Below are 25,359 nucleotides of genomic sequence, written 5' to 3' on the forward strand. Positions count from 1 at the left end.
CCCGGCCCCCGAACCGGTTGCGCCCGGGCCGCCGCCTCACTCGACCATGACCACCCCCGGCAGCGACTTCAGCGCGGACCTCACCTGGGGCGAGACGGGCCAGTCCGCGCCCAGCGACATCTCCACCTCGCCGGGCAGGCCAGGGTCCATCAGCCGCAGCGTGATGTCGGCCCGTGCCCGCGCCGCCTCGTTCCGCAGGCGCGCCAGGAGGGCGGCCACCGCCTCCACCGCCTCGGGGCGGTCGGCATAGACCATCAGCTCCTCCAGGGTGCCGGCGGCCGTGTCGACGGGCGCGGCGGCGCGGCAGATCAGGTCGAGGCGCCCGTCCCCGGCCGAGGCCTCGACCGTCAGGACCACGTTCGTGCCGGGCGAGAGGTGCTCGCGGTCCCGCTCCAACGCCTCCGAGAAGACCCGCACCTCGTAGAGGCCCGTCGGGTCCGAGAGCTGGACGAAGGCGAAGCGGTTGCCCCGCGCGCTCATCCGCTCCTGGCGCGAGGCGACGGTCCCGGCGATCTTGGCGACATGCGCCGTCCCGGCATTGGCGCGCGCGGCGGTCGCCTCGTAGGTCGCCACCCCGCTCCGCCGCAATCCGCCCATGTAGTCGTCGAGAGGGTGGCCCGACAGGTAGAAGCCGATCGCGACGTGCTCCTCGGCCAGCCGCTCGGCGGGCAGCCAGTCTTCCACGGGGGCTAGGCGCGGCTCGGGCAGGTCCTCGCCCGCCTCGCCGAAGAGCGAAACCTGCGCCGAGGCCCGCTGCTCGTGCACGGCCGCCGAATAGGCGACGAGCGCGTCCAGCGACCCGAGGACCCGCCGCCGGTTCGGATCGAGCTGGTCGAACGCCCCCGCCCGGGCCAGCATCTCGAGCGGGCGCTTGCCCACCCGCTTGAGGTCCACCCGCCGCGCGAGGTCGTAGAGCGTGGCGAAGGGCCGCCCGTCCCTTCCCGCCACGATCATCTCCATCGCCTCGACGCCCACGTTCTTCAGCGCGCCCAGGGCGTAGACGATCCGCCCCTTCTCGCCCGTCTCGACCACGTCTGTCGTGAACCGCGCCGCGCTGCGGTTCACGCAAGGGGGCACGATCTCGATCTTGAGGTTGCGCCGCACGTCCTCGGCATAGACGGCGAGCTTCTCGGTCAGGTGGATGTCCGAGTTCATGATCCCGGCCATGAAGGCGACGGGATGGTTCGCCTTCAGCCAGGCGGTCTGGTAGCTCACCACGCCGTAGGCGGCGGCGTGGGACTTGTTGAAGCCGTAGTTCGCGAACTTGTCGAGGAGGTCCCAGACCTCCAGCGCCTTGCGCTCGTCCACCCCGTTCTTCTTCGCGCCCTCCAGGAACAGGGGCCGCTGGGCGTCCATCTCGGCCTGGATCTTCTTGCCCATCGCCCGGCGCAGCAGGTCCGCGCCGCCCAGGGTGTACCCGGCCATCTTCCGGGCGATCTCCATCACCTGCTCCTGGTAGACGATGATGCCCTGCGTCTCGTCGAGGATGTCGTCGATCAGGGGGTGCAGGCGCGCCCGCTCGGCCCGGCCGTTCTTCACGTCGCAGTATTGCGGGATGTTCTCCATCGGCCCCGGCCGGTAGAGCGCGACGAGCGCCACGATGTCCTCGATGCAGGTCGGGCGCATCCGGCGCAGCGCGTCGATCATGCCGGCCGATTCCACCTGGAACACCGCGACCGTCTTGCCGGAGGCGTAGAGGTCGTAGGACGCCCGGTCGTCCAAAGGGATGGCCGAGATGTCGTAGGGGTCGCGCCCCAGCGCGCGCTGCGCGGCCTTGCCAAGCCTCGCGACGTCCTCCGGCTGAATCAGGGGCTCGCCCTGCTCCTTCAGGATGTCGAGGGCGTTCCGGATCTGCGTCAGCGTCTTCAGGCCGAGGAAGTCGAACTTCACCAGCCCGGCCTTCTCGACCCACTTCATGTTGAACTGCGTCGCCGGCATGTCCGACTTCGGGTCGCGATAGACGGGCACCAGCTCGTCGAGGGGGCGGTCCCCGATCACCACGCCCGCGGCATGGGTCGAGGCGTTGCGAAGAAGCCCCTCCAGCTTGCCGCAATAGTCCATCAGGCGGGCGACGGCGGGATCGCGCGCCTCCTCGCGCAGCCGGGGCTCGTCGGCCAGGGCCTTGTCGATGGAGACGGGCTTGACCCCCTCGACCGGGATCATCTTCGAGAGCCGGTCGGTCTGCCCGAACGGCATCTGCAGCACGCGCCCGACGTCGCGCACGGCTGCCTTGGACAGCAGCGCGCCGAAGGTGATGATCTGCCCGACCCGGTCCGCGCCGTACTTCTCGCGGACGTAGTCGATCACCTCCTCGCGCCGGTCCATGCAGAAGTCGATGTCGAAATCGGGCATCGAGATGCGGTCGGGGTTCAGGAACCGCTCGAAGAGAAGGTCGTAGCGCAGCGGGTCCAGGTCGGTGATCGTCAGCGCGTAGGCCACGAGCGACCCCGCGCCCGATCCCCGCCCCGGCCCGACGGGGATGCCCTCGTCCTTGGCCCATTTGATGAAGTCGGCGACGATCAGGAAGTAGCCCGGGAACCCCATCCCCTCGATGACCGAAAGCTCGTAGTCGAGGCGCTCGACGTACTTCTCGACCGGCGCGGCATGGGGGATCACCTCCAGCCGGGCACGAAGGCCCTCGTGCGACTGGCGGCGCAGCTCCTCGACCTCGTCCTCGGCGAAGCGGGGCAGGATCTCGGCGCGGGTGGTGGGGCGGTAGTGGCAGCGGCGCGCGATCTCGACGGTGCTCTCCAGCGCCTCGGGCAGGTCCGCGAAGAGGGCGGCCATCTCGCGCGGGGACTTGAAGTCGTGCTGGGGCGTCAACGTCCGGCGGGGCTGGGTCTGGTCGACATAGGCCCCCTCGCGGATCGCGAGCAGCGCGTCGTGCGCCTCGTAGAGCGCGGGGTTCGCGAAATGGGCGTCGTTCGTCGCCACCAGGGGAAGGCCCATCGCATAGGCCATCTCGACGAAGGCCCGTTCGGTCGCGGCCTCGGGCGCCCAGGGCCCGTCCTCGCCGGGATGGCGCTGCAGCTCGACGTAGAGGCGGTCCCCGAAGGCCGCGCTGAGGCGCCGCAGGTGCGCCTCGGCCAGCTCGCGCTTGCCGGCCCGGATCAGCCGCCCCGCCGGCCCGTCCGCGCCGCCCGTCAGGCAGATGACGCCCCCGGCGTGGCGCTCGACCTCCTCCATCGCGACCTTCGGCAGCCCCATGTGCCGGGGCATGTAGAGGGCCGAGGACAGCTTCATCAGGCCGCCATATCCCTCCTCGTCCTTCGCCAGGAGGACGAGCGGCGCGGGCTCCACCGGCTTCTCGCCGGCCCGGGCGGGGGCGTGCTCCACCGCGATCTCCACCCCGACGATGGGCTGGACCCCGGCGGCGGCGCACCCTTCCGAGAACTGGAGCGCGGCGAACATCGCGTTCGTGTCGGTCAGCGCCACGGCGGGCATGCCCCCGTCGGCCGCCATCTTCGGCAGCGCCTTGGCGGGGATCGCCCCGGTCAGCAGCGAATGCTCGGAATGGACGCGCAGGTGGACGAAGGACGGGCTGCTCATGGAGGCAAGATATGGCGCCGCCGCCCGAGTCGCCACGCCGGGAAGGCGCCGCACCGCGCTTCATGCGCGAATGCCGCAGCGGCCCCCCGGGGTCGGCGGCGGGCGGGGCCCGCCGGGCCGCTAGGGGCGGATCTCCGCGATCTCGATCCGATTGCCGAACGGGTCCGCGACGTAGACCCGCCGGAGGTCCGGGAGGTCCTCGCCCGCCGCGGACGCGACCCCGGCCGCCGCCAGCCGCGCCCGCGCCCTGCCGACATCCGCCACCAGCAGGCAGGGATGCGCCTTGCGGGCCGGGACGAAGGGTCGCTCGACCCCCAGATGGACCCGCGCCCCGCCCGCCTCGAACCAGACCCCGCCGCGCCCGACCAGCGCGGACGGCTTCGCGGCCTCCGTCATCCCCAGGACCCCGCCATAGAAGGCCCGGGCCGCGTCCTCGCCTCCCTCCGGCATGGCGAGCTGCACGTGATGGAGGCCGTCGATCATGCCCGCGACCCTCGCGCATGCCCGCCGCCCTTGCCAAGCCCGGCCCCGCGCGCTTTCCTCTCCCGAACGGGGGCGGGCGCTCTACGCCGCATCGAGCGACCGCCGGGACCCCCAATCGGTAACGCGGCGGACCGCCCCATGATCCAGTTCCTCCTGAACGGAGAGGTCGTGACCCTGCGGGACGTGCCGCCCGTGCGGACCCTCCTCGACTGGCTGCGCGCGCGCGGGCTGACCGGCACCAAGGAAGGCTGCAACGAAGGCGATTGCGGCGCCTGCTCCGTGGTGGTGGTCGACGAGCGGCGCGTCGTCGCCCTCAACGCCTGCATCCTCTTCCTGCCCCAGCTCCACGGCCGCGCAGTCCGCACGGTCGAAGCGCTGGGCGAGGGCGAGGCGATGCATCCCGCCGCCGCGGCGATGGTCGAGCGGCACGGCTCGCAATGCGGGTTCTGCACCCCCGGCTTCGTCGCCGCGATGGCCGCCGCCCACGCGGAAGGGGCCGGCGACTGGAACGACAGGCTCGCCGGGTGCCTCTGCCGCTGCACGGGCTACAGGCCGATCCTGCAGGCGGCGAAGGATCTCGAGGGAGCGCCCCTCCCCGCCTGGATCGAAGGCGACCGCAGGGCCCTCGAAGCCCTTCGCGCCCGGGCGCCCGACCCGGCGCCGGGATCGCCCGCCGCCGCGGGCGACCCCCTCCGCGGCGCCGAGCACCCTTCCGACTGGGGCAACCGCGAGCCCACGGCCTCCACGGGCGCCGGCGCCGCCCCGCCCGCCCTTCGGGGCGGCGGCTGGCACCGCCCCGCCACCCCGGACGAGCTTGCCTCCCTCTACGCCGCGAACCCCGGCGCCACCCTCGTCGCCGGGGCGACGGACGTGGGCCTCTGGGTCACGAAGGGGATGCGCGACCTCGGCACGATGATCTTCCTGAACGGCGTCCGGGGCCTCGACCGGATCGAGGTCGGGGACGACGCGGTCCGCATCGGCGCCGCCGCGACCGTCCGCGCGGTGCGGGACACCATCGCCCCCCGCCACCCCGCCTTCGGGGAGCTCCTGCGTCGTTACGGCTCCGAGCAGGTGCGCGCGGCCGCGACCATCGGAGGCAACGTCGCCAACGGCTCGCCGATCGGGGACGGACCGCCCGCGCTGATCGCACTCGGCGCCAGCGTGCACCTCCGGCGCGGCGACGACCGCCGCGCCCTGCCCCTCGAGGAGTTCTTCCTCGAGTACGGCCGCCAGGACCGGAGGCCGGGCGAGTTCGTCGAGGCGCTGACCCTGCCGCGCCACGAGGTGGACCGCCTGCGGTGCCACAAGCTCTCCAAGCGGTTCGACCAGGACATCTCCGCCGTCTGCGGCTGCCACTGGATCGAGGTGGAAGGTGGCATCGTCGCCGCGGCCCGGCTCGCCTATGGCGGCATGGCGGGCATCCCCGCGCGGGCGCGGCACGCCGAGGCCGCCCTGATCGGCAGCCCCTGGACCGAGGCGACCGTGGAAGCCGCCTGCGCGGCCATGGCAGGCGACTTCGAACCCCTCTCGGACATGCGCGCCTCCGCCGCCTACCGGGCCGAGGCCGCCGCCAACATGCTCCGCCGCACCTTCCTGGAGGACCGGGGCGCCGTCACCTCCGTCCTGGAGGTCACGGCATGAAGGACACCGCCCAGACCCCCCGCGGCGTCCGCGCGCCCCTGCCGCACGACAGCGCGCCCCTGCACGTCACCGGCGCGGCCCGCTACGTCGACGACATCCCCGTGCCGGAGGGCACGCTCCACCTCGCCTTCGCCCTGTCGCCCGTCGCCTCCGGCGTCCTGCGGGGCGTGGACGTCTCCGGCGCCGGGGATGCCGCGCTGGTCTGGACCGCCCGGGACGCGAAGGGCGTCGACACCTCGCCCTCCCTCCACGACGAGCCCCTGCTCGCGGACGGCGAGGTCCGGTTCATGGGCCAGCCCCTCGCCCTCGTCGCCGCCGCCTCCCACCACGAGGCGCGGCGCCAGGCCCGGCAGGTGCGGCCCGAGATCGACGAGCGCCCCCCGATCCTCTCCGTGGACGACGCGCTGACCGCGGGCGACCGCCACTTCGACGGCGGCCCGCGCGTCTGGACCGATGGCGACCCGGACGCCGCCCTCGCCGCAGCGCCCCACGTGGTCGAGGGCCTGCTCGAGGTCGGCGGGCAGGAGCACTTCTACCTCGAGGGCCAGGCCGCCCTCGCCCTGCCGCAGGAGGATGGCAGCGTGGTCGTCCACTCCTCCTCCCAGCACCCGACCGAGATCCAGCACAAGGTCGCCGACGCGCTCGGCCTGCCGATGGCCCTCGTCCGCGTCGAGGTGCGGCGCATGGGCGGCGGCTTCGGCGGCAAGGAATCCCAGGGCAACGCCCTCGCCGTCGCCTGCGCCCTCGTCGCCGCGCGCACGGGCCGGGCGGCGAAGATGCGCTACGACCGCGACGACGACTTCGTCGTCACCGGCAAGCGCCACGGCTTCCGCATCGGCTACCGCGCGGGCTTCTCGCCCGAGGGCGACATCCTCGGGATGGACGTGACGCACTGGGTCTCCTGCGGCTGGTCGCAGGATCTCTCCCTGCCCGTGGCCGACCGCGCCATGCTCCATGCGGCGAACTGCTACGACGTTCCGGCGGTGCGCCTGACCTCGCACCGCCTTCGCACCGACATCCAGTCCGCCACCGCCTTCCGGGGCTTCGGCGGCCCCCAGGGGATGCTGGGGATGGAGCGGATCATGGACCACGCCGCCCACGCCCTCGGCCTCGACCCGGTGGAGATCAGGCGCCGCAACTACTTCCCCGACCACGACGCCGCCGCACCCCACGCCGAGGCCGAGGGGATCGAGGTCCCGGACGGCACCGACACCGACATGGCCGGCCGCGGCGCCGTCGGGCATGTCGAGGGGCGCGCGCCCCACATCCCCCCGGAGGGGCCCGCGACGCATTACGGCATGCCCGTGCGCGACTTCGCCCTGGGCGGCATCACCGAGCGCCTGCTCGAGACCTCGGACTACCGCGCGCGCGCGGCGGCCATCGCCGACTGGAACGCGGCCCAGCCGGTGCTCCGTCGCGGCATCGCCTTCTCGCCCGTCCAGTTCGGCATCTCCTTCACGCTGACGCACCTGAACCAGGCCGGGGCGCTCGTCCACGTCTACCAGGACGGCTCGATCGCGGTGAACCATGGCGGGACGGAGATGGGCCAGGGCCTGTTCCGGAAGGTCGCGCAGGTCGTCGCCAGCCGCTTCGGCGTCGACGCCTCCCATGTCCGCCCCACCGCGACGGACACGGGCAAGGTGCCCAACACCTCCGCCACGGCGGCCTCCTCGGGCTCGGACCTGAACAGCATGGCGGCGATGAACGCGGCCGACGCCATCCGGGGCCGCATCGCGGGCTTCCTCGGCGCGCTCCACGACGTCCCCGCGGATCTGGTCCGCTTCGAGGGCGGCCTCGTCGCCGCGGGACCCCACGCGATCCCCTGGGCCGAGGCGGTGCGCCTCGCCTACGTGAACCGCGTCTCGCTGTCGGCCTCGGGCTTCTACAAGACCCCCGACATCGTCTGGGACCGCGAGAAGGGGCGCGGCCGCCCGTTCTTCTACTTCGCCTACGGCGCCGCCGTCACAGAGGTGGTCCTCGACCGCCTGACCGGCGAGTCCCGCATCCTGCGTGCCGACATCCTCCATGACGCGGGCGCTTCGCTGAACCCCGCGCTCGACCGCGGCCAGATCGAGGGCGGGTTCGTCCAGGGCGCCGGCTGGCTCACCACGGAGGAGCTGGTCTGGGACGCGAAGGGCCGCCTGAGCACCCACGCCCCCTCGACCTACAAGATCCCCGCGGCATCGGACGCGCCGCCCGCGTTCGACGTCCGCTTCTGGGACCGCCCGAACCCGGAGCGGACGGTCTACCGCTCCAAGGCCGTGGGCGAGCCGCCCCTCATGCTCGGCATCTCGGCCTGGCTGGCGCTCGGGCGCGCGGCGGCGGCCTTCGGGGACCGCTGGCCGGACCTTTCCGCCCCCGCCACGGCCGAGGCCCTCTACTGGGCCGCCAAGCGCGCGGCGGGCTGAGGGATGGACCGCCGCGCCCTCCAGGCTGCGCTGGACGCCCACGGCCCCCTCGCCCGCGTTGTCGTGGCCGCGACGAAGGGCTCCGCCCCGCGCGAGGCGGGGGCCGACATGCTCGTCTGGAAGGGCGGGCAGGACGGCACGATCGGCGGCGGGACCCTCGAATGGGAGGCGGCGCGCGCCGCAAGGCGCGTCCTCGCCGAAGGCGCGCCGCCCCGCCTCGCCCGGCACGCCCTCGGCCCCGACATGGGCCAGTGCTGCGGCGGCGCCGTCTGGCTCGTCACCGAAGCGCTCCGCGCGGCCCCGCCCCCCGGGCCCCGCCGCCTCCCCCTCGGCCCCGCCCCGGCGCCCGGCCCGTCGTCCCCCGCCCCCGCCCTGGGCCTGGGCGTCCGCCTCGAAGGGGGGTGCCTGCTCGAGACCGTCACCGAAGGCCCCGCCGAACGGCTGGTGATCTGGGGCGCCGGCCATGTGGGCCGCGCCCTCGCCGCAACGCTCGCGCCCCTCCGCCGCTGGGAGGTCCTCGTCGCCGACGCCCCGGCGCGCCTCGACCCCGCGCCCGCGGGCCTCCCCCTGCCCGCCGCGGACCTTCCCGCCCTCGCCCGGACCCTGCCCCCGGACGCCCATCACCTCGTCGTCACCCATTCGCACGACCTCGACCTCGCGCTCTGCGACGCGCTCCTGCGACGCGGCTTCCTCTCCTGCGGCCTCATCGGCAGCGCGACGAAGCGCGCCCGCTTCGACCGGCGCCTCTCCGCCCTGGGTCACGCCGCGCCCTTCGAACGCATCCTCTGCCCGATCGGGGACCGCCGCCTCGGCAAGCACCCACAGGCCATCGCCATCGGCGTCGCGGCGACGATGCTGGACCCCGCGGGCGCCGGCGGGCTAGCACGGGCGGGATGACGCCCCTCCTCCAGATCGACGGACTGACCAAGGCCTATCCCGGCGTCGTCGCGAACGACGACGTATCGCTGACCGTCCTGCCCGGCGAGGTCCACGCCCTCCTCGGCGAGAACGGGGCGGGCAAGTCGACGCTGGTCAAGGCGATCTACGGCCTCGTCGCGCCCGATTCGGGCACCATGACGCTGGAGGGGCGGCCCTTCGTCCCCGCCTCGCCCCACGCGGCCCGGGCGGCGGGGGTCGGCATGGTGTTCCAGCACTTCTCCCTCTGGGGCGCCCTGTCCGTGGCCGAGAACGTCGCCCTCGGGATGGAGGACCCGCCCCCCCTGCGGGACCTCGCCCGGCGCATCCGCGACGTCAGCGCGGAGTACGGCCTGCCCCTCGACCCCGCGCGCCTCGTCGGCGACCTCTCCGCGGGCGAGCGTCAACGGGTCGAGATCGTGCGATGCCTCCTCGGGCGGCCCCGCCTCCTCGTGATGGACGAGCCCACCTCCGTCCTCACCCCGCAGGAGGTGGACGCCCTCTTCGCCACCCTCGGCAAGCTCTCGGCCGAGGGCACGGCGATCCTCTACATCTCCCACAAGCTGGAGGAGATCCGCGCGCTCTGCGACCGCGCCACCATCCTGCGGCGGGGCCGCGTGGTGGGCACGGCGGACCCCAAGGCCGACAGCGCCCGCGCCATGGCCGAGGCGATGGTCGGCGGCACCATCCCCGAGGCCCGGCCCGCGCAGGCCGCCCCAGGCGCCGTGCGGCTCGAGGTCCGCGCCCTCTCGCTTCCCGCGCCCGACGCGTTCGGCACCGCGCTGCGCGACGTGTCCTTCCAGGTCCGGGCGGGCGAGGTGCTCGGCATCGGCGGCGTCGCGGGCAACGGCCAGGACGAGCTTCTCGCCGCCCTTTCGGGCGAGCGGCGCTCGCCCCCCGGCGCGGTGCTGATGGACGGCGGGCAGGCGGGGCACCTCCCGCCCCCCGCGCGCCGGCGCCTCGGCCTCCTCTCCGCCCCGGAGGAGCGGCTGGGCCATGCCGCCGCCCCCGCGATGACCCTGACCGAGAACGCCCTGATGACCGGCGCCGCCCGACGCGGCCTCGTGCGGCGGGGGCTCGTCTCCTGGAAGGGCGCGCGCCGCTTCGCCCGCGAGGTGATCGAGGGCTTCGACGTTCGCACCCCCAGCACGGAGACCCCCGCCCGCGCCCTATCGGGCGGGAACCTCCAGAAGTTCGTCATCGGGCGCGAGATCCTGCAAGACCCGCAGGTCCTCGTGGTGAACCAGCCCACCTGGGGCGTCGACGCCTCGGCCGCCAGCGCCATCCGCCGCGCGCTCACGGACCTCGCCGAAGGGGGCGCGGCGGTTGTCGTCATCTCTCAGGACCTCGACGAGCTCCTCGAGATCGCGACCCGCTTCGCCGCGCTCGCGGGCGGTCGCCTGTCGACGGCCGTCCCGGCGGCGGGCCTGACCCTGGACCGGATCGGCCTGATGCTCGGCGGCGCGGAGGCGGCGTGAGGGCCGGCGTCCCTCTCTCCCCCGCCGAAGGGGCCCGGCGCGATGGGGACGCCCCGCTCCCCGCGCCCCTCGGCGACGCCGGGGGGGCGAAGGGGGCCCTCGATCCGCCCTCGCCCTCCTCGTGCCGGGAAGGCGCGGCTGCGCAGGGTGGAAGCCCTTCGCGCGGCGGGCGAAGACGCCCGTCCGGACCTCCGCTTGCCGGCCGGACGGTCCGGCACGATGCGCTCCCCGCCCGTCCTCGCCCCGAAAGCATGCCCGCCGGAGGCGCACGCCGCCCCGCGCGATCCCGCCCGGGAACGGCCCGCGCCCCGGCGACCGGGTGGCCCGGCCCGAGGGAGGGCGCATGATCCGCGTCGAGCCCCGCCCCGCGCCCTCGCGCCTCTGGAACGCGCTCACGCCGCTCCTCGCGGTCGCGCTCACGCTCGCTGCGGGGGCGCTGATGTTCGCCGCCCTCGGCGTCGGCCCCGGCGCCGCCCTTCGCACGATCTTCCTCGACCCGCTCTTCGATCCGCGCCTCGCCGCGTTCTCGCGGCCCCAGCTCCTCGTGAAGGCCGCGCCGCTGATCCTCATCGCCATCGGCCTCTCGCTGGGCTTCCGGGCGGGCATCTGGAACATCGGGGCCGAAGGGCAGTACCTGATCGGCGCCGTCCTCGGGGCGGCGGCGGGCCTCGCCCTCTTCCCGGCCGAGTCGCGGCTGATCTTCCCCCTGATGGTGCTCTGCGGCCTCCTGGGCGGCCTCCTCTGGGCGATGATCCCGGCCCTCCTGAAGGCCTATGCCCGCACGAACGAGATCCTCGTCTCGCTCCTCCTCGTCTACGTGGCCGAGAACGTCGTCGCCTGGGCCGCGCTCGGCCCCCTCCGCAACCCCGACGGGGGCGGCTTCCCCGGCTCGCGCCAGCTCAGCCGCTGGGACGCCGCCAGCAACCCCGAGCTGATCGCCGGCACCGGCGCGCACTGGGGCGTGGTCGCAGCCATGCTCGCGGTGGTGCTGGCCTACGCCCTCTTCGCGCGCGCCAAGCTCGGCTACGACATCCGCCTCGCCGGCGAGGCGCCCCGCGCGGCGCGCTTCGCCGGGGTCTCGCCGCCGCGCCTGGTGATCCTCTGCTTCGCCGTCTCGGGGGGGCTCGCCGGCCTCGCGGGCATCTTCGAGGCGACGGGCCCCTCGGGCCAGATCGGCATCGACTTCGGCGTCGGCTACGGGTTCACGGCGATCATCGTCGCCTTCCTCGGGCGGCTGAACCCGTTCGGGATCGTGCTCGCGGGCCTTCTGATGGCGCTGACCTACATCGGGGGCGAGCTGGCGCAGATGATGGTCGGCATCCCGCTCGCGGCGATCCAGGCGCTGCAGGGGATGCTCCTCTTCTTCCTCCTCGGGGTCGACGTCCTCTCGCGATACCGCGTGCGCCTCGGCCGCGCCCGCCCGGCCGACGTCGCCGCCGCCCCCCGCGCCGCGGAGGCGGCGGAGTGACCGCCCGCGCCGCCCTTCTCGGCGCCCTGCTCTTCGCGCTCGGCTGGGGCCTCGGCCGCTTTGCTGCCGCCGGGCCGGGCGCGGCGCTCGTCGTCGCGGGCACGCTCCTCGCGGTCGTGGCCCTCCAGGTCCTCGGGCAGTGGCTCCTCGGCCCGTCCGTGAGGGTCCGCCGCGTGCGGGACGGGCGCCGGGCGCCGCCCTGGGGGCCGCTGTCGCTCGGGGGGGCGGGGGGCGCGGCGGGCTGGCTCTCGGGCGGGGCGCACGCATGACGGCCCGATCCTCCCCCGGACAGCAGGGACCATGCCCGTGATCGACCTCAACTGGACCGCGTTCCTCGCCTCCGTGCTCGTCGTCTCGACGCCCTTCCTCCTCGCCGCCCTCGGCGAGCTCGTGGTCGAGCGGGCGGGCGTCCTCAACCTCGGGGTCGAGGGGATGATGATCACCGGGGCCGCCGCAGGGATCGTCGTCGCCATCGAGACCGGATCGCCCTGGGCGGGGTTCCTCTGCGCCGCGCTCGGCGGGCTCGGGCTCGGGCTCGTCTTCGCCCTCCTGACCCAGGGCCTCCAGTCGAACCAAGTCGCCACCGGCCTCGGCCTGACGCTGTTCGGGCTGGGCTTCTCCGCCCTTCTCGCCCAGGGCTACGTGGGCGTGCCCGCCCCGACCATCGGCGGCCCGGACCTCGGCCCGCTGCGGGACGTGCCCATCCTCGGGCCCGCGCTCTTCGCCCGCGACTGGGTGGTCTACCTCGGCCTCCTCGCGGCGCTCGGGGTCTGGCTCTACCTCTTCCGCACCCGTTCGGGCCTGATCCTGCGCGCGGTGGGCGAAGGCCACGACGCCGCGCACGCGCTGGGCTACCGGGTGCGCGCGACGCGCGTCGCGGCCATCGCCTTCGGGGGGGCCATGGCGGGCCTCGCGGGGGGCTACCTGACGCTCGTGCGGGTGCCCTCCTGGACGGACGGGATGACGGCCGGCGCGGGATGGATCGCCCTGGCCATCGTGGTGTTCGGCGGCTGGCGGCCGGGGCGGGTGCTCCTCGGGGCCTGGCTCTTCGGGGGGGCGCAGGCGCTGCAGCTGCGCCTCCAGGCCGCGCAGGTCCCCGTCCCGGTCGAGCTGCTCTCCATGTCGCCCTACCTGATCACCATCGCGGTGCTCGTCGCCATCTCCGTCCGCCGCCGCGCGGGCGGCGCGGCCCCCGCCTGCCTCGGCCAGCCCTTCCGCGCGGGCGCCTGAGGGGCGGGCACCGGCCCCGGCGGGCGGCCCCCGGCCAGCCCCGCCCTCTGGCCAAGGGCGCGGCCGTCGCGCATCCTCCGGGCGATTCCAACCGGGGAGCCACCACCATGAAGACACTGCTGCTAGCAGGGGCCGCCGCCCTCCTGCCCCTCGCCACCCTGGCCCAGTCGGCGGGCGACGACCCGCTGAAGGTCGGCTTCATCTATGTCGGCCCCGTCGGCGACGGCGGCTGGACCTACGAGCACGACCAGGGCCGCCTCGCCCTCGAGGAGGCGCTGGGCGACGGGGTCGAGACCACCTTCGTCGAGAGCGTCCCCGAAGGCGCCGACGCCGAGCGGGTGATCCAGCAGATGGCCCTCACGGGGCACGACCTGATCTTCACGACCTCGTTCGGCTTCATGGACGCCACCGCCAACGTGGCCGAGCAGTTCCCGGACGTCACCTTCGAGCACGCGACCGGCTACAAGCGCGCGGACAACGTCGGCACCTACTCGGCCCGCTTCTACGAGGGGCGCGCCGTGATCGGCCACATCGCCGGCCACATGACCGAGACCGGCAAGATCGGCTACATCGCCTCCTACCCGATCCCCGAGGTGATCCGCGGCATCAACGCGGCCTACCTCGCCGCCTCGGAGGTGAACCCCGACGTCGAGTTCTCCGTCGTCTGGCTCTACACTTGGTTCGACCCCGCGCAGGAGGCCGACGCCGCCCGCGCCCTGATCGAGCAGGGCGTCGACGTCATCATGCAGCACACCGACTCCACCGCGCCCATGACGGCCGCGGAGGAGGCCGGGATCGTCGCCTTCGGACAGGCGTCGGACATGGCCGCCGCCGGCCCGACCGCCCAGCTCACGGCGATCATCGACGACTGGGCCCCCTACTACATCCGCCGCGCGGAGGAGGTGCGCGACGGCACCTGGACCTCCGAGGACACCTGGGAAGGGATCGCCGAGGGCATGGTCGAGCTCGCCCCCTTCTCGGACCGCATCCCCGAGGAGGTGCGCGCCTCCGCCCAGGCGCTCGCCGACGGCATCGCCGCGGGCGAGGTCCATCCCTTCACCGGCCCGATCGCCCGCCAAGACGGCACCCCCTGGCTGGCCGAGGGCGAGACGGCCGACGACGAGACCCTCGCGGGGATGAACTTCTACGTCGAGGGGATCGAGGGCGACATCCCCGACTGACCCCGCCCCGGGGGCGTTCCCGCCGCTTGACCGGCCCCGCCCGGCGCGGCACCCGGCGCGCATGGAACGTCCCCGCCGCAACTTCTACGGCCGCCGCCGCGGCCAGCACCTCAAGAGCGGCGCCCGCCGCCGCCTGGAGGAGGACCTCGGCCGCCTCGCCGTCCCCGGCATCGGCTGGGAGGAGAATCCCGGCCGCGCCCCGCTCGACCTCGACGCCCTGCTCGGCGGGCGCCCCCTCTGGCTGGAGGTGGGCTTCGGCGGGGGCGAGCACCTCGCCGCCCTCGCCCGCGCCAATCCCGGCATCGGCTTCATCGGGGCCGAGCCCTATGCCGACGGCGTCGCCAAGCTCCTCGCGCTGGCGGAGGGGCTCGAGAACGTCCGCATCCATCCAGGCGACGCCCGCGACCTGATGGACGTCCTGCCCGAAGGATCGGCCCGGCGCGCCTACCTCCTCTACCCCGACCCCTGGCCCAAGACGCGCCACCACCGTCGCCGCTTCGTCACGCCCGAGCATCTCGAACCCCTGCGCCGCGCCATGGCCACGGGGGCCGAGCTGCGCGTCGCCACCGACATCGGCGACTACGTCCGCCAGACCCTGGAGGAGGTGCCCCGCGCCGGCTTCCGCTGGCTCGCCGAGCGGGCGGAGGACTGGCGCGAGCCCTGGGAGGGCTGGCACCGCACCCGCTACGAGGCCAAGGCCCTGCGCGAGGGGCGCACCCCCCACTACCTGCGCTTCGCGGCGGTCTGAGCGGCCGCCCATCCCGCGCGCCCCGCGCCGCCGAATGGACCACGGCGTCATCGGCGGCGGACCCGCCCCTCCCCGCGCACCCCCGACCCCCGCGCCGGCGCGCTTCCGCTGAAGGCGTTTGCCCGGCCGCCCCCGCCCTGCCACACCGAATGGCGACCCAAGGGAGATGCCCCATGCGCCCTGCCCTCCTCGCGCCCCTTCTCGCCGCCGCCCCGGCCTTCGCCGACGCGGACCTGACCGCCCGCTACCTCGCCGCGGCCGAGGCGATGCGCGCGCCCCTCTCGACCATGTTCGCCGCCTGCGCCCCGGGCCTGCCGCCGCTTCCGGGCCGCCTCGGGGACGACGCGACCGACGCGGCGCAGGCCTGCGTGATCGAGGGCGCGCTCGAGCGGCACGGCCGGGACTACGCCGAGGCCCTCGTCGCCGAGGCCGAGGCCTTCGCCGAGAGCGCGTTCGTCTCGCTGACCTCCATGGCCGCCCTCGTCGGGCCGACGACCTCGGACGAGCGGACGCTGGCCATCGTGCGGGAATGCGGCGTTCCCGAAGCGTCGCAGGGCGCGCCGGCGGGCCGCTACATGGCCGCGCACATGCAGGCGATGCTGGCCTGCATGTAGCCCGGCGCGCGCCCCGGAAGGGCCCGCGCCCTACTCGGCCGCCTGCGCCATCGCCCCCGGGGCGGCGGCGTCCGCGCGGATGCGCTCGTTGCGCGGGTCGTAGGGCGACTCCTCCGTGACCTCCGCGTCCCAGAGGTCCCGGAACATCCGCACCTTCAGCCGCGTGCCGGGCGCCGCCAGGTCGGGGCGCACGTATCCCATCGCGATCGACCGGCCGAACGCCGCCGACCACCCGCCCGAGGTCAGCCGCCCGATCCGCTCCCCGTCCAGCCAGACGCTCTCCCGGCCCCATGGGTCGGCGTCCTCCGGCCCGTCCACCAGCATCGTCACGCAGGCGAAGCGGCGGCCCAGGGCCTCCATCGCGGCCTTGCCGTGGAACTCCTTCCCGAGGTCCACGAACCGGTCCAGCCCAGCCTCCAGGGGGCTTGCGTCGCGGCCCAGCTCCGTGCCGAAGGCGCGATAGGACTTCTCCTGCCGCAGCCAGTTCTGCGCCCGCGCGCCCACGGGCTTCATCCCATGCCGCGCGCCCGCCTCCATCAGCCGGTCCCAGAGATGGCGCCCGAACTCGACCGGATGGTGCAGCTCCCAGCCCAGCTCGCCCGTGTAGGCGACGCGCACCGCCTGCACCGGCGCCATCCCCAGCTCCAACTCCCGCATGGCAAGCCACGGGAACCGCCGGTTGCCCAGCGCGGTCGCGGGCTCGGGGTCGTCCACCAGCTCCTGCAGGATCGCGCGGCTGTTCGGACCAGCCAAGGCGAACACGCCCCACTGGTTCGTGACATCGTGGATGGCGACGTCGCCCCCGAACTCCGAGAGCCAATCCTCCGCCGCCTTGCGCAGGAAGTCCCCGTCATAGGTCTGCCACGCCCCGGCCGAGATCAGGCGGAACCGGTCCTCGCCGAGCCGCAGGATCGTGTACTCCGACCGCACCGTCCCGGCCGAGGTCAAGGCGTAGGTCAGGGCGATCCGCCCCACCTTCGGCAAGGTGTTCGTGGTGAACCGGTCGAGGAAACGCGCCGCGTCCCGTCCCCGGACCTCGTGCTTGGCGAAGGCCGACGCGTCGATCAGCCCCGCCGCATTGCGCACCGCCTCGGCCTCGGCCCGGGCGAAGGGCCACCAACCGCCCCGGCGGAAGCTGCAGGACGCCATGTCGTCGAAGCCCTCGGGCGCGTAGTAGTTCGGCCGCTCCCAGCCGCCCGCCTGCCCGAACTGCGCGCCCAGGGCCTTCTGCCGGTCATAGGCCGGGGCGGTGCGCAGGGGCCGCGCGGCGGGCCGCTCCTCGTCGGGCCAGTGGAGCTTGAGGAGGAACGGATACGCCTCCTCGTTCTTCGTGACCGCGTACTCGGTCGTCACCCAGTCCCCGAACCGGCGCGGATCGAGCGAGGCCATGTCGATCTCGGCCTCGCCGGCGTCCATGACCTGCGCGAGGTACTTCCCCGCGCCCCCCGCCGCCGTGATCCCGAACGAGAAGCCCTCGGCCAGCCACATGTTGCGCAGCCCCGGCGCGGGGCCCAGCAGGGGGTTGCCGTCCGGCGTGTAGCAGATCGGGCCGTTGAAGTCGTCCTTCAGCCCCACCTCCTCCACCGAGGGGATGCGGTGGATGAACCCCATGTACTCCTCCTCGATCCGCTCGAGGTCCAGCGGGAAGAGGTCCGCCCGGAACCCCGCGGGGACCGCGTGCCGGAACCGCGCCGGCGCGCCGTCCTCGTAGGGGCCCAGGATCCAGCCCCCCCGCTCCTCGCGCACGTACCAGCGCGCGTCCACGTCGCGCAGCACCGGGTGCTCGGGGTTGCCGGCCTTCCGCCACGCGACGAGGGCGGGGTCGGGCTCGGTCACGACGTACTGGTGCTCGACCGGCACGGCGGGCGTCTTGATCCCCAGAAGCCGCGCGGTGCGCTGCGCGTGGTTGCCCGTGGCCGTCACGACGTGCTCGGCCGTCACCACGACCCGCTCCTCCGTAGGCACGAGGTTCCCGCCCCGCTCGGCCATCCGCGTCAGCGTCACGCGCCATTCCGAGCCCGTCCATTCGTAGCCGTCCGCCTGCCAGCGCCGCTCGATCAGGGCGCCGCGCCGGCGCGCGCCCCTGGCCATGGCCTGCGTCACGTCCGCGGGGTTGATGTAGCCGTCCGTGGGGTGGAGGATCGCGCCCACCAGGTCCTCGGACCGCACGAGGGGGTAGCGCTCGGCGACGTCCGCGGGGGTCAGCCACTCGAAGGGCACGTCCACGTTCTCGGCCGTCGCGGCGTAGAGCATGTACTCCTCCATCCGCTCGCGCGACTGCGCCATGCGAAGGTTGCCCACCACCGCGAAGCCGGGGTCGAGGCCGGTCTCCTCCTCCAAGGTCTTGTAGAACCGGATGCTGTAGTCGTGGATGTGGGTGCTGGCGTAGCTCATGTTGAAATAGGGCAGAAGGCCCGCGGCATGCCAGGTGCTGCCGGCGGTCAGCTCGTCCCGCTCGACCAGCATGACGTCCCAGCCCCGCTTCGCCAGGTGGTAGAGGACCGAGGCCCCGACCGCCCCGCCGCCCACGACCAGCGCCTTCACGTGCGTCCTCATTATCTGCCCTCCGCGCAGGTCCCCGCACGGGACTATCCCCGCGGCCGCCCCGCCGGTCCATCGCCCGCGACCGCTCGCGGCGGAATGCGACAGCGTCGCGGCCCCGGGCGGCCGCGACGGGCATGCAGGACCCCCCCCGCTGGCCCTGCCGGCCCCGCAGCGGGCGCCCCCCGTCGGCACGGCCCGACCCGCCGCCCCTCGGCGCCGCTTCGGCGACCCGAGAGGGCCAAGGCGCGTCCCTCCACGGCGGCCGGTGGGCCGCGGCCGGACGCGCCGCCGGCTGGGAACGCGCCGCGGCCCTCCCATGGCTTCGGCCATGCCGCCGGACCCCTCGCCGTCGCCCCCGCCCCCGCCCCGGCCCCGGCCCCCGCCCCGGCCCCGCCCCATGGCGGGTGCGGGGCGGGTACGGGACGGGTGCGGGGCGGGTGCGGGCCGCGCGTCAGCCCCGCAGCGCGTCACGGAAGATCCCGTGCGGCGCGTCCGCCAGCGACAGCGCGGTCGCCTCGGGGTGCCGCTCCAGGTGCCGGCCTACCATGTCATAGCCCAGCGCGTAGCCGATCCAGTGGGGCGGCTCGCCCGTCCCGAAGAACCATGCCGGATGGTCGTAGCCCGCGTCCTCGAACGCGGCATCCGCCCTGGCTCGCCACGGCCCGAGGCCGCCGGGCGGCACCCGCGCCTCCCACGGCTCGGGGGGCGAGCCGTAGAGCTGCCCGACGAACCGCCCCGCCAGCCCCTCGGTCGCCAGGGCCGCGCCCAGCCGCGTGCCGTAGCCCGGGCCCGCCCATCGCAGCGCGTGGTGGACCTCGTGCGCCACCGTCCGCTCCAGCGCCTCGCCGAGATGCGCCTCCAGGTTCGGGCTGCGCATGTCGAAGCTCAGCCGGACCCGGCCGGCGGACCCGCAGAACCCCCCGAACCCGTAGCCCGGCAGCGCGCGGCTCGGGTCCGCCACCAGCGCGAACCGGATCGGCGGCGGCTCCCGCAGGGCGGCGATCCGTCCCCACACGCCCTCCAGCGCCGCCTCGACCTCCGGCAGGATCGGCCGCACGGACGGCGGGACCTCGTCGACGCTCCACATCCCCCGATCCTACCGGTGGCCGGGCGGGCCGGGAACCGCGTTCCCCCGTCTGGACCCTGCCCCCCGCGCCGGGCATGCCTGCGCGCATGAAGATCGCCCGCGACCTCGACACGCTCCGCCCCCTCGTCGCCGGCTGGACCGCGGCGGGCGCGCGCGTCGGCCTCGTCACGACGATGGGCGCGCTGCACGAGGGGCACATGGCCCTGATCCGCGCCGCGCGCGAAGGGTCGGACCGCGTGGTCGCCACGATCTTCGTGAACCCCACCCAGTTCGGCGAGGCCGCGGACCTCGCCTCCTATCCCCGGCGCGAGGACGCGGACCTCGCCATGCTCAGGGCCGCGGGCGTCGACGCGGCGTGGCTCCCCACGATAGATCACATGTATCCCGGCGGCCCCGACACCTTCGTCGCAGTCCCCTCGCTCGAGGGCATCCTGATGGGCGCCACCCGGCCCGGCCACTTCCGGGGCGTCGCGACGGCGGTCGCCAAGCTCCTGAACGGGGTCGGGCCCCACGCGGCCTGGTTCGGCGAGAAGGACTTCCAGCAGCTCGCCCTCGTCCGCAAGATGGTCCGCGACCTGCTGATGCCGGTCGCGATCCACGGCGTGCCCACCGTGCGCGAGGGCGACGGCCTCGCCCTCTCATCGCGCAACGCGCGCCTCTCGGCCGCGGACCGCGCCGCCGCGCCCGTCCTCCACCGCGCCCTCCTCGCCGGGCGCGCCGCCGTCGAGCGGGGCGCCGCCGCCGCCGCGGCCGAGGGGGCCATGGCCCGCGTGGTCGCGTCCGAGCCGCGCGCCGCCCTCGCGTCCGCCGACTGCCGCGACGCCGCGACCCTCGCGCCGGTGGATGGCCGCCCCGCGTCCGAGGTCGTCCTCCTGCTGGCGGCCCGCTTCGGCGAGGTGCTACTGATCGACCAGATGACGGCAGAGCCGCCCACCCCCGAGGAGCCCCCCTCATGAGCACCCAGCCCGAGGACACGCCCAAGCGCCGGATCACCGCGCCCCAGATCGCGGCCCGCAAGGGGGGCGATCCCATCGTCGCGCTGACGAGCTACCACGCCCACACCGCCGCCCTGGCGGAGCGGCACTGCGACTTCCTCCTCGTCGGCGACAGCGTCGGCATGGTGATGCACGGGATGGAGAACACGACCGGCGTCACGCTCGAGCTGATGATCCTGCACGGCCGGGCGGTGGTGCGCGGCACCTCGCGGGCGCTGGTCGTCGTCGACATGCCCTTCGGCTCCTACGAGGAGAGCCCGGCCATCGCCTTCCGCAATGCCACCCGCATCATGAAGGAGACCCAGTGCGGCGCCGTGAAGCTGGAGGGCGGCGCCCAGATGGCCGAGACCATCCGCTTCCTGACCGAGCGCGGCGTGCCCGTCATGGCCCATATCGGCCTGACGCCGCAGAGCACGCACGTGATGGGCGGCTTCAAGACGCAAGGAAGGGACGAGGAGACCTGGGACGCCCACGTCGCCGACGCCGTCGCGGTCGCCGAGGCCGGCGCCTTCGCGGTGGTGGTCGAGGGCGTGGTCGAGCCGCTCGCGCGGCGCATCACGGACGCGGTGCCGATCCCCACCATCGGCATCGGCGCCTCCGCCCGGTGCGACGGCCAGATCCTCGTCCTCGAGGACATGCTCGGCCTCAACCCCTGGGTGCCGAAGTTCGTGAAGGTCTACGGCCGCCTCGGCCCGATGATCGAGGAGGCGATCGAGGGCTACGCCCAGGACGTCCGCGCCCGCGCCTTCCCCGGCGAGGACCAAGTTTACCGATAGGACACGGACTGGATCGGCGGCCTCGGTGGCTGCCGCGGGCCGCCGAGCGGCGCTATGCACCTCTCCGTGAAGGAGAATCGCATGCCTATGAAGTCCCCCGCCGCCTTTCTGGGCTGCCTCGCGCTCGCCGCCTGCGGCACCCATTTCGACGTGCCCCCGCGAGCGAGGCCGACCTCGCCGCCGCACGCCAGCTCTTCGCGGAGGAGCGCGCGTCGTCCCGCGCACCCGTCCCGGCCGCCGCGGCGGAGGCTCGGTTCGCGCGCGTCGTCCGCCGCGTGCGCCCCGTGGCCGAAGGCTTCTGCCTCTCGCAGATCGAGGCGCTTCCCGATCTGCGCTGCGAAGTGGCCGTCCGCCTCGACCGGACCGTCCCGGACCGCGACGCCTTCGCGCACGAGGTCGGCGGCGCGCCGGTCATCACCATGACCCTCCCGATGGCGGCCGACTTCCGGAACGACGACGAGATGGCCTTCGTCATCGGCCACGAGTACGGCCACCACGTCGCCCGGCACATCGCCAAGGGCGAGCGGCAGGCCCTGGCCGGCGCGCTGGTGCTCGGCCTGGCGGTCGCCTACGGGCAGGCCTCGGCCGACCCCTACGGCACGCAGACGGCCGCGCAGCGGCGGGCGGTCGAGGGTGCCTTCCATCTCGGGGCGGCGGTGGGCGAGCGGGCCTACAGCCAGGCCTACGAGCTCGAGGCCGATACCCTCGGCGCCCGGATCGCGGCCGCGGCAGGCTACGACCCCGTGCGCGGCGCGCGGTTCTTCGCCCGCCCCGAACCCGTGAGCGCGCCGTCCGGACACCGTTCCTTCTGGGGCACCCACCCGCCCGACGACGTCCGGGTCGCGACGGTTATGGCGACAGCGCGGGCGGACTAGCCCTCCCCCACGACGCGCGGGATCGGGCGCAGCACGCGGCAGAGCTCGCAACTCCGCACGGCCTCGACCACGCCCATCAGGACGAGGGCGCGGAAGTCGGGCAGGCGGTAGGGGTCGGCGCGGGCGTAGTCCACGCGGTAGCCCAGATCCTCGAACGCGGCGAGCGAAAGCCGCGAGATCGGGCGGCTCGCCCCCGAGAGGAACCCGGTCAGGAGCTCGTCGCCCAGGACCAGCTCGCGCCAGTGCCCCTCGCGCGTGCCCGCCCCGCCGGTGTTCGCCAGGGGCGCGCCCGCGCCGTCCGCCCCCTCCAGAGCGTGCCATTCCCGGCCCGCCGCGGCCCCCGTGAACCGCGGGTCCAAGCCGCCCGACCCCTCGACGAGGCCGCGCCGCGCGAAGAGCGTGCCGAAGCCCAGGACGTGCCCCATCTCGTGCAGGATCACGTCCGAGAGGCTTCCCTCCGCCTCCAGCCGGCCCAGGTCGGCGCTGTCGAACTCCATGATCCCGGCCACGGGCCGCTCGTCCCCGGGATGCAGGAGGGTCGGCCCGGCCTGCCCCAGCACCCCCTCCGGCCCGTCGAGCGGCGCGACCCGCGCCTCGATCCGCAGCCCGGAGAGCGGGCCCAGAGACGTCTCCAGCACGGGAAAGGAGGTGTCGAGCAGCGCGTCCCAGCGCGCCGCCGCCGCCTTGAAGGCGTCCGTCCGGGCAGGGGTGAACGCCCCTTCGAGTCGCAGATCGATCATGCCCCTGCCTAGCACGTCCATGGCCCCGGCCGCAGCCCGCTCCGAAGGCCGCCCCGCCGGCCCGCGGCGGGGTTCCGCCGCACGCCGCGCCCCGCCGCCCGGCGCGGGCGCAGGGGCCGCGCATGGGGAGGCGGCCGCGCCCGGCCGCAGCCGGGCTGCGGGCCGTGCCGGCCGCGCACCGGCCCGCATCGCGCACGAGGCGGGCCCTGCCGGCCAGCGGCGACCACCCACGGCCCCAGGGGCCCCAGGGCGCAATCCGCCACGCAGCGCCCGGCACCGCGTCCCGCCCTTCATCCATGTCGCACCGCGCCCCGCCGGCCAGCCGCACCCGCCGCATGGCGGGCCGAGTCGGGCGCATGGGGGGCCATGTCGGGCGAACGGGCCGGACCGGGCGCATGGCGGGCCGGGCCGGCCACATGGCAGGCCGCGATCCACGGCGCGAGGGACCGAGGCGGCGCCCCGCCGATGGGCCGGACCCATCCCCGATCGCCGCGCCCCGCCGGACGGGCGCGCAAGGCTCCGCCGCCGCCCTGCCCCGGGCCGGGAAGAAAGGCCCCGCGATGGGGGTGCTTCGTCGCCCGTGCGGGCGGCGCGGGATTCGGCCGACGCGGTTCACGGGGGCCATTGGACACCACGAACCTTGCGGGGCGGTTAACGCAGCGCGCGCAGGGTCCGGTTCCGGCGTATCCCGTTGATCGGGAAGCGAACCCCTCACGCCGGGCGGCGCGCCTCGCCCGCCTCTCCCGGCCCCGCCGCCTTCCGCGCGACGTCGCCCCGCGACAACACCGCCACCCTTCTCGCGGCGCCGGCCCTCCCTCCCCGCGGCGGCATGGCGCAGAAGGGCCGCATGCGGAGCCGGCGACGGGGAGGGACGATGCGCGCGCGGATCATCGCCCTCGTCCTCGCCCTCGTCGCGGGCACGGCGCCGGCCGAGCCGGCCGAGGGCCCCGTGACCGGCCTTCCCATGCCGCGCTTCGTCTCGCTGAAGGCGGGCGAGGCCAACGCCCGCCGCGGCCCCTCTACCGCGCATGCGGTGGACTGGGTGTTCCGCCGCGCCGGCATGCCCCTCGAGGTCGTGGCCGAGTACGAGCACTGGCGCCGCGTGCGCGACATCGACGGCGTGGGCGGCTGGGTGCACTACGCCCTCCTCTCGGGGGTGCGGACGGCCATCGTGCTCGACGACCTCGCCGCCATGCGGACCCATCCCGGCGGCGGGCGCGAGGTCGCCCGCCTCGAGGCCGGGGTCGTCGTGCGCGTTCCCGAATGCGCGCCCGTCCATTGCCGGGTGCGGGTCGCGGGCCAGACGGGCTGGCTGCCGGCGGGTGCGCTCTGGGGGGTGCGGCCGGGCGAGACCTTCGACTGACCGCCGCCTCAGACGGCCCCCCGCAGGGCCTCCGCCAGGTCCGTCCGCTCCCATGAGAAGCCGCCGTCGGCATCGGGCGCGCGGCCGAAATGGCCGTAGGCGGCCGTGCGCTGGTAGATCGGCCGGTTCAGGTCCAGATGCGTGCGGATGCCGCGCGGGGTCAGGTCCATCAAGCCGGTCACGGCGCGCTCGATCTCGCCGTCGTGGACCTCGCCCGTTCCGTGGGTGTCGACGTAGATCGACAGGGGCCGCGCGACCCCGATCGCGTAGGAGAGCTGCAGCGTGCAGCGCCGCGCCAGCCCCGCGGCGACGACGTTCTTGGCGAGGTAGCGCGCCGCATAGGCGGCCGAGCGGTCGACCTTGGTCGGGTCCTTGCCGGAGAAGGCCCCGCCGCCATGGGGCGCCGCGCCGCCATAGGTGTCGACGATGATCTTGCGCCCCGTCAGCCCCGCGTCGCCGTCGGGCCCCCCGATCACGAAGACGCCCGTGGGGTTCACGTGCCAGACCGTGTCCTCCGTGATCCAGCCATAGGGCAGGACCTCGCGGATGTAGGGCTCGACGATGGCGCGGATGTCGGCGCTGGTCTGGCTCTCGCTCTCGTGCTGGGTCGACAGGACGATCGAGGTGACGCCGACCGGGCGGCCGTCCTCGTAGCGGACGCTCAGCTGCGACTTGGCGTCCGGGCGCAGCGTCGGCTCGGTGCCGTCCTTGCGGACCTCGGCGAGCCGCCGAAGGATCGCGTGGGCGTAGTGGATCGGCGCCGGCATCATCTGCTCGGTCTCGTCCGTGGCGTAGCCGAACATGATCCCCTGATCGCCCGCCCCCTCGTCCTTGCCGGCCGACGCGTCCACCCCTTGGGCGATGTGGGCGGACTGCTCATGCAGGAGGTTCGTGACCTCGCAGGTGGCGTGGTGGAACTCGTCCTGCTCGTAGCCGATGTCGCGCACGCATCCGCGCACGATCGACTCGACCCGGTCCCTCATCGTGCCGAGCCGGGCCTTGTCGGTCAGCCCCACCTCGCCGCCCAGGACGACGCGGTTGGTGGTGGCGAAGGTCTCGGCGGCGACCCGTGCCTCGGGCTCCTCGGCGAGGAAGGCGTCGAGGACGGCGTCCGAGATGCGGTCGCAGACCTTGTCGGGATGGCCCTCCGACACGGATTCGGACGTGAAGACGTAGCTCTTGCGAAGGGCCGGGATGTTCATGGGGGTGCTCCGTTGCGGTGTCCCCGCGCCGCCAGGAAGCCGTTGGCGCGGGCTGAGGACGC

20 protein-coding genes and 1 riboswitch are annotated in these 25,359 nt (G+C 74.7%); of the genes, 14 read left to right on the forward strand and 6 right to left on the reverse strand.

The window, feature by feature from the left end; all coding sequences use genetic code 11:
• Positions 1-36: 36 nt before the first annotated feature.
• Positions 37-3,549: a DNA polymerase III subunit alpha gene (gene dnaE / locus BCF33_RS07300; protein WP_106160318.1), complete on the reverse strand. Its 3,513-nt coding sequence runs from the start codon at positions 3,547-3,549 to the stop codon at positions 37-39.
• 120 nt (positions 3,550-3,669) lie between these two features.
• The gene (locus tag BCF33_RS07305) at positions 3,670-4,032 is read right to left on the reverse strand and encodes a VOC family protein (protein ID WP_106160319.1); all 363 of its coding nucleotides are present in this window, start codon (positions 4,030-4,032) and stop codon (positions 3,670-3,672) included.
• A 138-nt stretch (positions 4,033-4,170) separates the two neighbouring features.
• Between BCF33_RS07305 and xdhA the strand changes: the two genes are divergently transcribed.
• The 10 genes from xdhA (at position 4,171) to BCF33_RS07355 (ending at position 15,715) form a co-directional block, all read left to right on the forward strand.
• Positions 4,171-5,673: a xanthine dehydrogenase small subunit gene (gene xdhA / locus BCF33_RS07310; RefSeq protein WP_106160320.1), complete on the forward strand. Its 1,503-nt coding sequence runs from the start codon at positions 4,171-4,173 to the stop codon at positions 5,671-5,673.
• On the forward strand, positions 5,670-8,081 hold the full coding sequence (gene xdhB, locus BCF33_RS07315; protein ID WP_106160321.1) for a xanthine dehydrogenase molybdopterin binding subunit: 2,412 nt from the start codon (positions 5,670-5,672) through the stop codon (positions 8,079-8,081). Before xdhA ends, xdhB begins: the two co-directional genes overlap by 4 nt.
• A gap of 3 nt (positions 8,082-8,084) precedes the next feature.
• Complete coding sequence (gene xdhC / locus BCF33_RS07320; RefSeq protein ID WP_106160322.1) at positions 8,085-8,978, forward strand: xanthine dehydrogenase accessory protein XdhC; 894 nt, start codon at positions 8,085-8,087, stop codon at positions 8,976-8,978.
• Complete coding sequence (locus BCF33_RS07325) at positions 8,975-10,474, forward strand: ABC transporter ATP-binding protein (RefSeq protein ID WP_106160323.1); 1,500 nt, start codon at positions 8,975-8,977, stop codon at positions 10,472-10,474. Before xdhC ends, BCF33_RS07325 begins: the two co-directional genes overlap by 4 nt.
• 343 nt (positions 10,475-10,817) lie before the next feature.
• A complete protein-coding gene (locus BCF33_RS07330) occupies positions 10,818-11,942 on the forward strand; it encodes an ABC transporter permease (RefSeq protein ID WP_106160324.1) in 1,125 nt (374 codons plus the stop codon).
• On the forward strand, positions 11,939-12,211 hold the full coding sequence (locus BCF33_RS07335; RefSeq protein WP_106160325.1) for a hypothetical protein: 273 nt from the start codon (positions 11,939-11,941) through the stop codon (positions 12,209-12,211). The genes BCF33_RS07330 and BCF33_RS07335 overlap by 4 nt, the downstream gene beginning before the upstream one ends.
• Before the next feature lie 31 nt (positions 12,212-12,242).
• Positions 12,243-13,172: an ABC transporter permease gene (locus tag BCF33_RS07340; RefSeq protein WP_106160326.1), complete on the forward strand. Its 930-nt coding sequence runs from the start codon at positions 12,243-12,245 to the stop codon at positions 13,170-13,172.
• Positions 13,173-13,279: 107 nt separating this feature from the next.
• Complete coding sequence (locus BCF33_RS07345; RefSeq protein WP_106160327.1) at positions 13,280-14,353, forward strand: BMP family ABC transporter substrate-binding protein; 1,074 nt, start codon at positions 13,280-13,282, stop codon at positions 14,351-14,353.
• Positions 14,354-14,414: 61 nt separating this feature from the next.
• Complete coding sequence (gene trmB, locus BCF33_RS07350) at positions 14,415-15,101, forward strand: tRNA (guanine(46)-N(7))-methyltransferase TrmB (protein WP_106160328.1); 687 nt, start codon at positions 14,415-14,417, stop codon at positions 15,099-15,101.
• Between the two features lie 173 nt (positions 15,102-15,274).
• A complete protein-coding gene (locus tag BCF33_RS07355) occupies positions 15,275-15,715 on the forward strand; it encodes a hypothetical protein (protein ID WP_106160329.1) in 441 nt (146 codons plus the stop codon).
• A 30-nt stretch (positions 15,716-15,745) separates the two neighbouring features.
• On the opposite strand, the gene BCF33_RS07360 is transcribed toward BCF33_RS07355, so the two are convergent.
• A complete protein-coding gene (locus BCF33_RS07360; protein WP_106160330.1) occupies positions 15,746-18,271 on the reverse strand; it encodes a GcvT family protein in 2,526 nt (841 codons plus the stop codon).
• Positions 18,272-18,710: 439 nt separating this feature from the next.
• Positions 18,711-19,346, reverse strand: coding sequence for a DUF2268 domain-containing putative Zn-dependent protease (locus tag BCF33_RS07365; RefSeq protein WP_106160331.1), 636 nt, complete (start codon positions 19,344-19,346; stop codon positions 18,711-18,713).
• Between the two features lie 86 nt (positions 19,347-19,432).
• On the opposite strand from BCF33_RS07365, the gene panC reads away from it, so the two are divergent.
• From panC to BCF33_RS14020, 3 genes are all read left to right on the forward strand, one after another.
• Complete coding sequence (panC, locus tag BCF33_RS07370) at positions 19,433-20,302, forward strand: pantoate--beta-alanine ligase (protein ID WP_106160332.1); 870 nt, start codon at positions 19,433-19,435, stop codon at positions 20,300-20,302.
• Positions 20,299-21,117, forward strand: coding sequence for a 3-methyl-2-oxobutanoate hydroxymethyltransferase (gene panB, locus BCF33_RS07375; protein WP_106160333.1), 819 nt, complete (start codon positions 20,299-20,301; stop codon positions 21,115-21,117). Before panC ends, panB begins: the two co-directional genes overlap by 4 nt.
• Before the next feature lie 284 nt (positions 21,118-21,401).
• A complete protein-coding gene (locus tag BCF33_RS14020; protein ID WP_158259374.1) occupies positions 21,402-21,992 on the forward strand; it encodes a M48 family metalloprotease in 591 nt (196 codons plus the stop codon).
• Here the strand turns inward: BCF33_RS14020 and BCF33_RS14025 are convergent.
• Complete coding sequence (locus BCF33_RS14025) at positions 21,989-22,732, reverse strand: leishmanolysin-related zinc metalloendopeptidase (RefSeq protein ID WP_158259375.1); 744 nt, start codon at positions 22,730-22,732, stop codon at positions 21,989-21,991. The two genes, BCF33_RS14020 and BCF33_RS14025, sit on opposite strands and share 4 nt — an antisense overlap.
• Positions 22,733-23,606: 874 nt before the next feature.
• On the opposite strand from BCF33_RS14025, the gene BCF33_RS07390 reads away from it, so the two are divergent.
• Positions 23,607-24,095 (forward strand): SH3 domain-containing protein, encoded by a 489-nt coding sequence (locus tag BCF33_RS07390; protein WP_170073286.1) that lies wholly within the window; start codon positions 23,607-23,609, stop codon positions 24,093-24,095.
• Between the two features lie 8 nt (positions 24,096-24,103).
• Here the strand turns inward: BCF33_RS07390 and metK are convergent, their stop codons facing one another.
• A complete protein-coding gene (metK, locus tag BCF33_RS07395; protein ID WP_106160336.1) occupies positions 24,104-25,297 on the reverse strand; it encodes a methionine adenosyltransferase in 1,194 nt (397 codons plus the stop codon).
• Positions 25,298-25,302: 5 nt separating this feature from the next.
• A riboswitch (SAM-SAH riboswitch) is annotated at positions 25,303-25,351 on the reverse strand.
• Positions 25,352-25,359 lie beyond the last annotated feature (8 nt).

This window comes from Hasllibacter halocynthiae (genome assembly GCF_003003095.1).
In the GTDB taxonomy this organism is placed as follows: Bacteria; Pseudomonadota; Alphaproteobacteria; order Rhodobacterales; family Rhodobacteraceae; genus Hasllibacter; species Hasllibacter halocynthiae.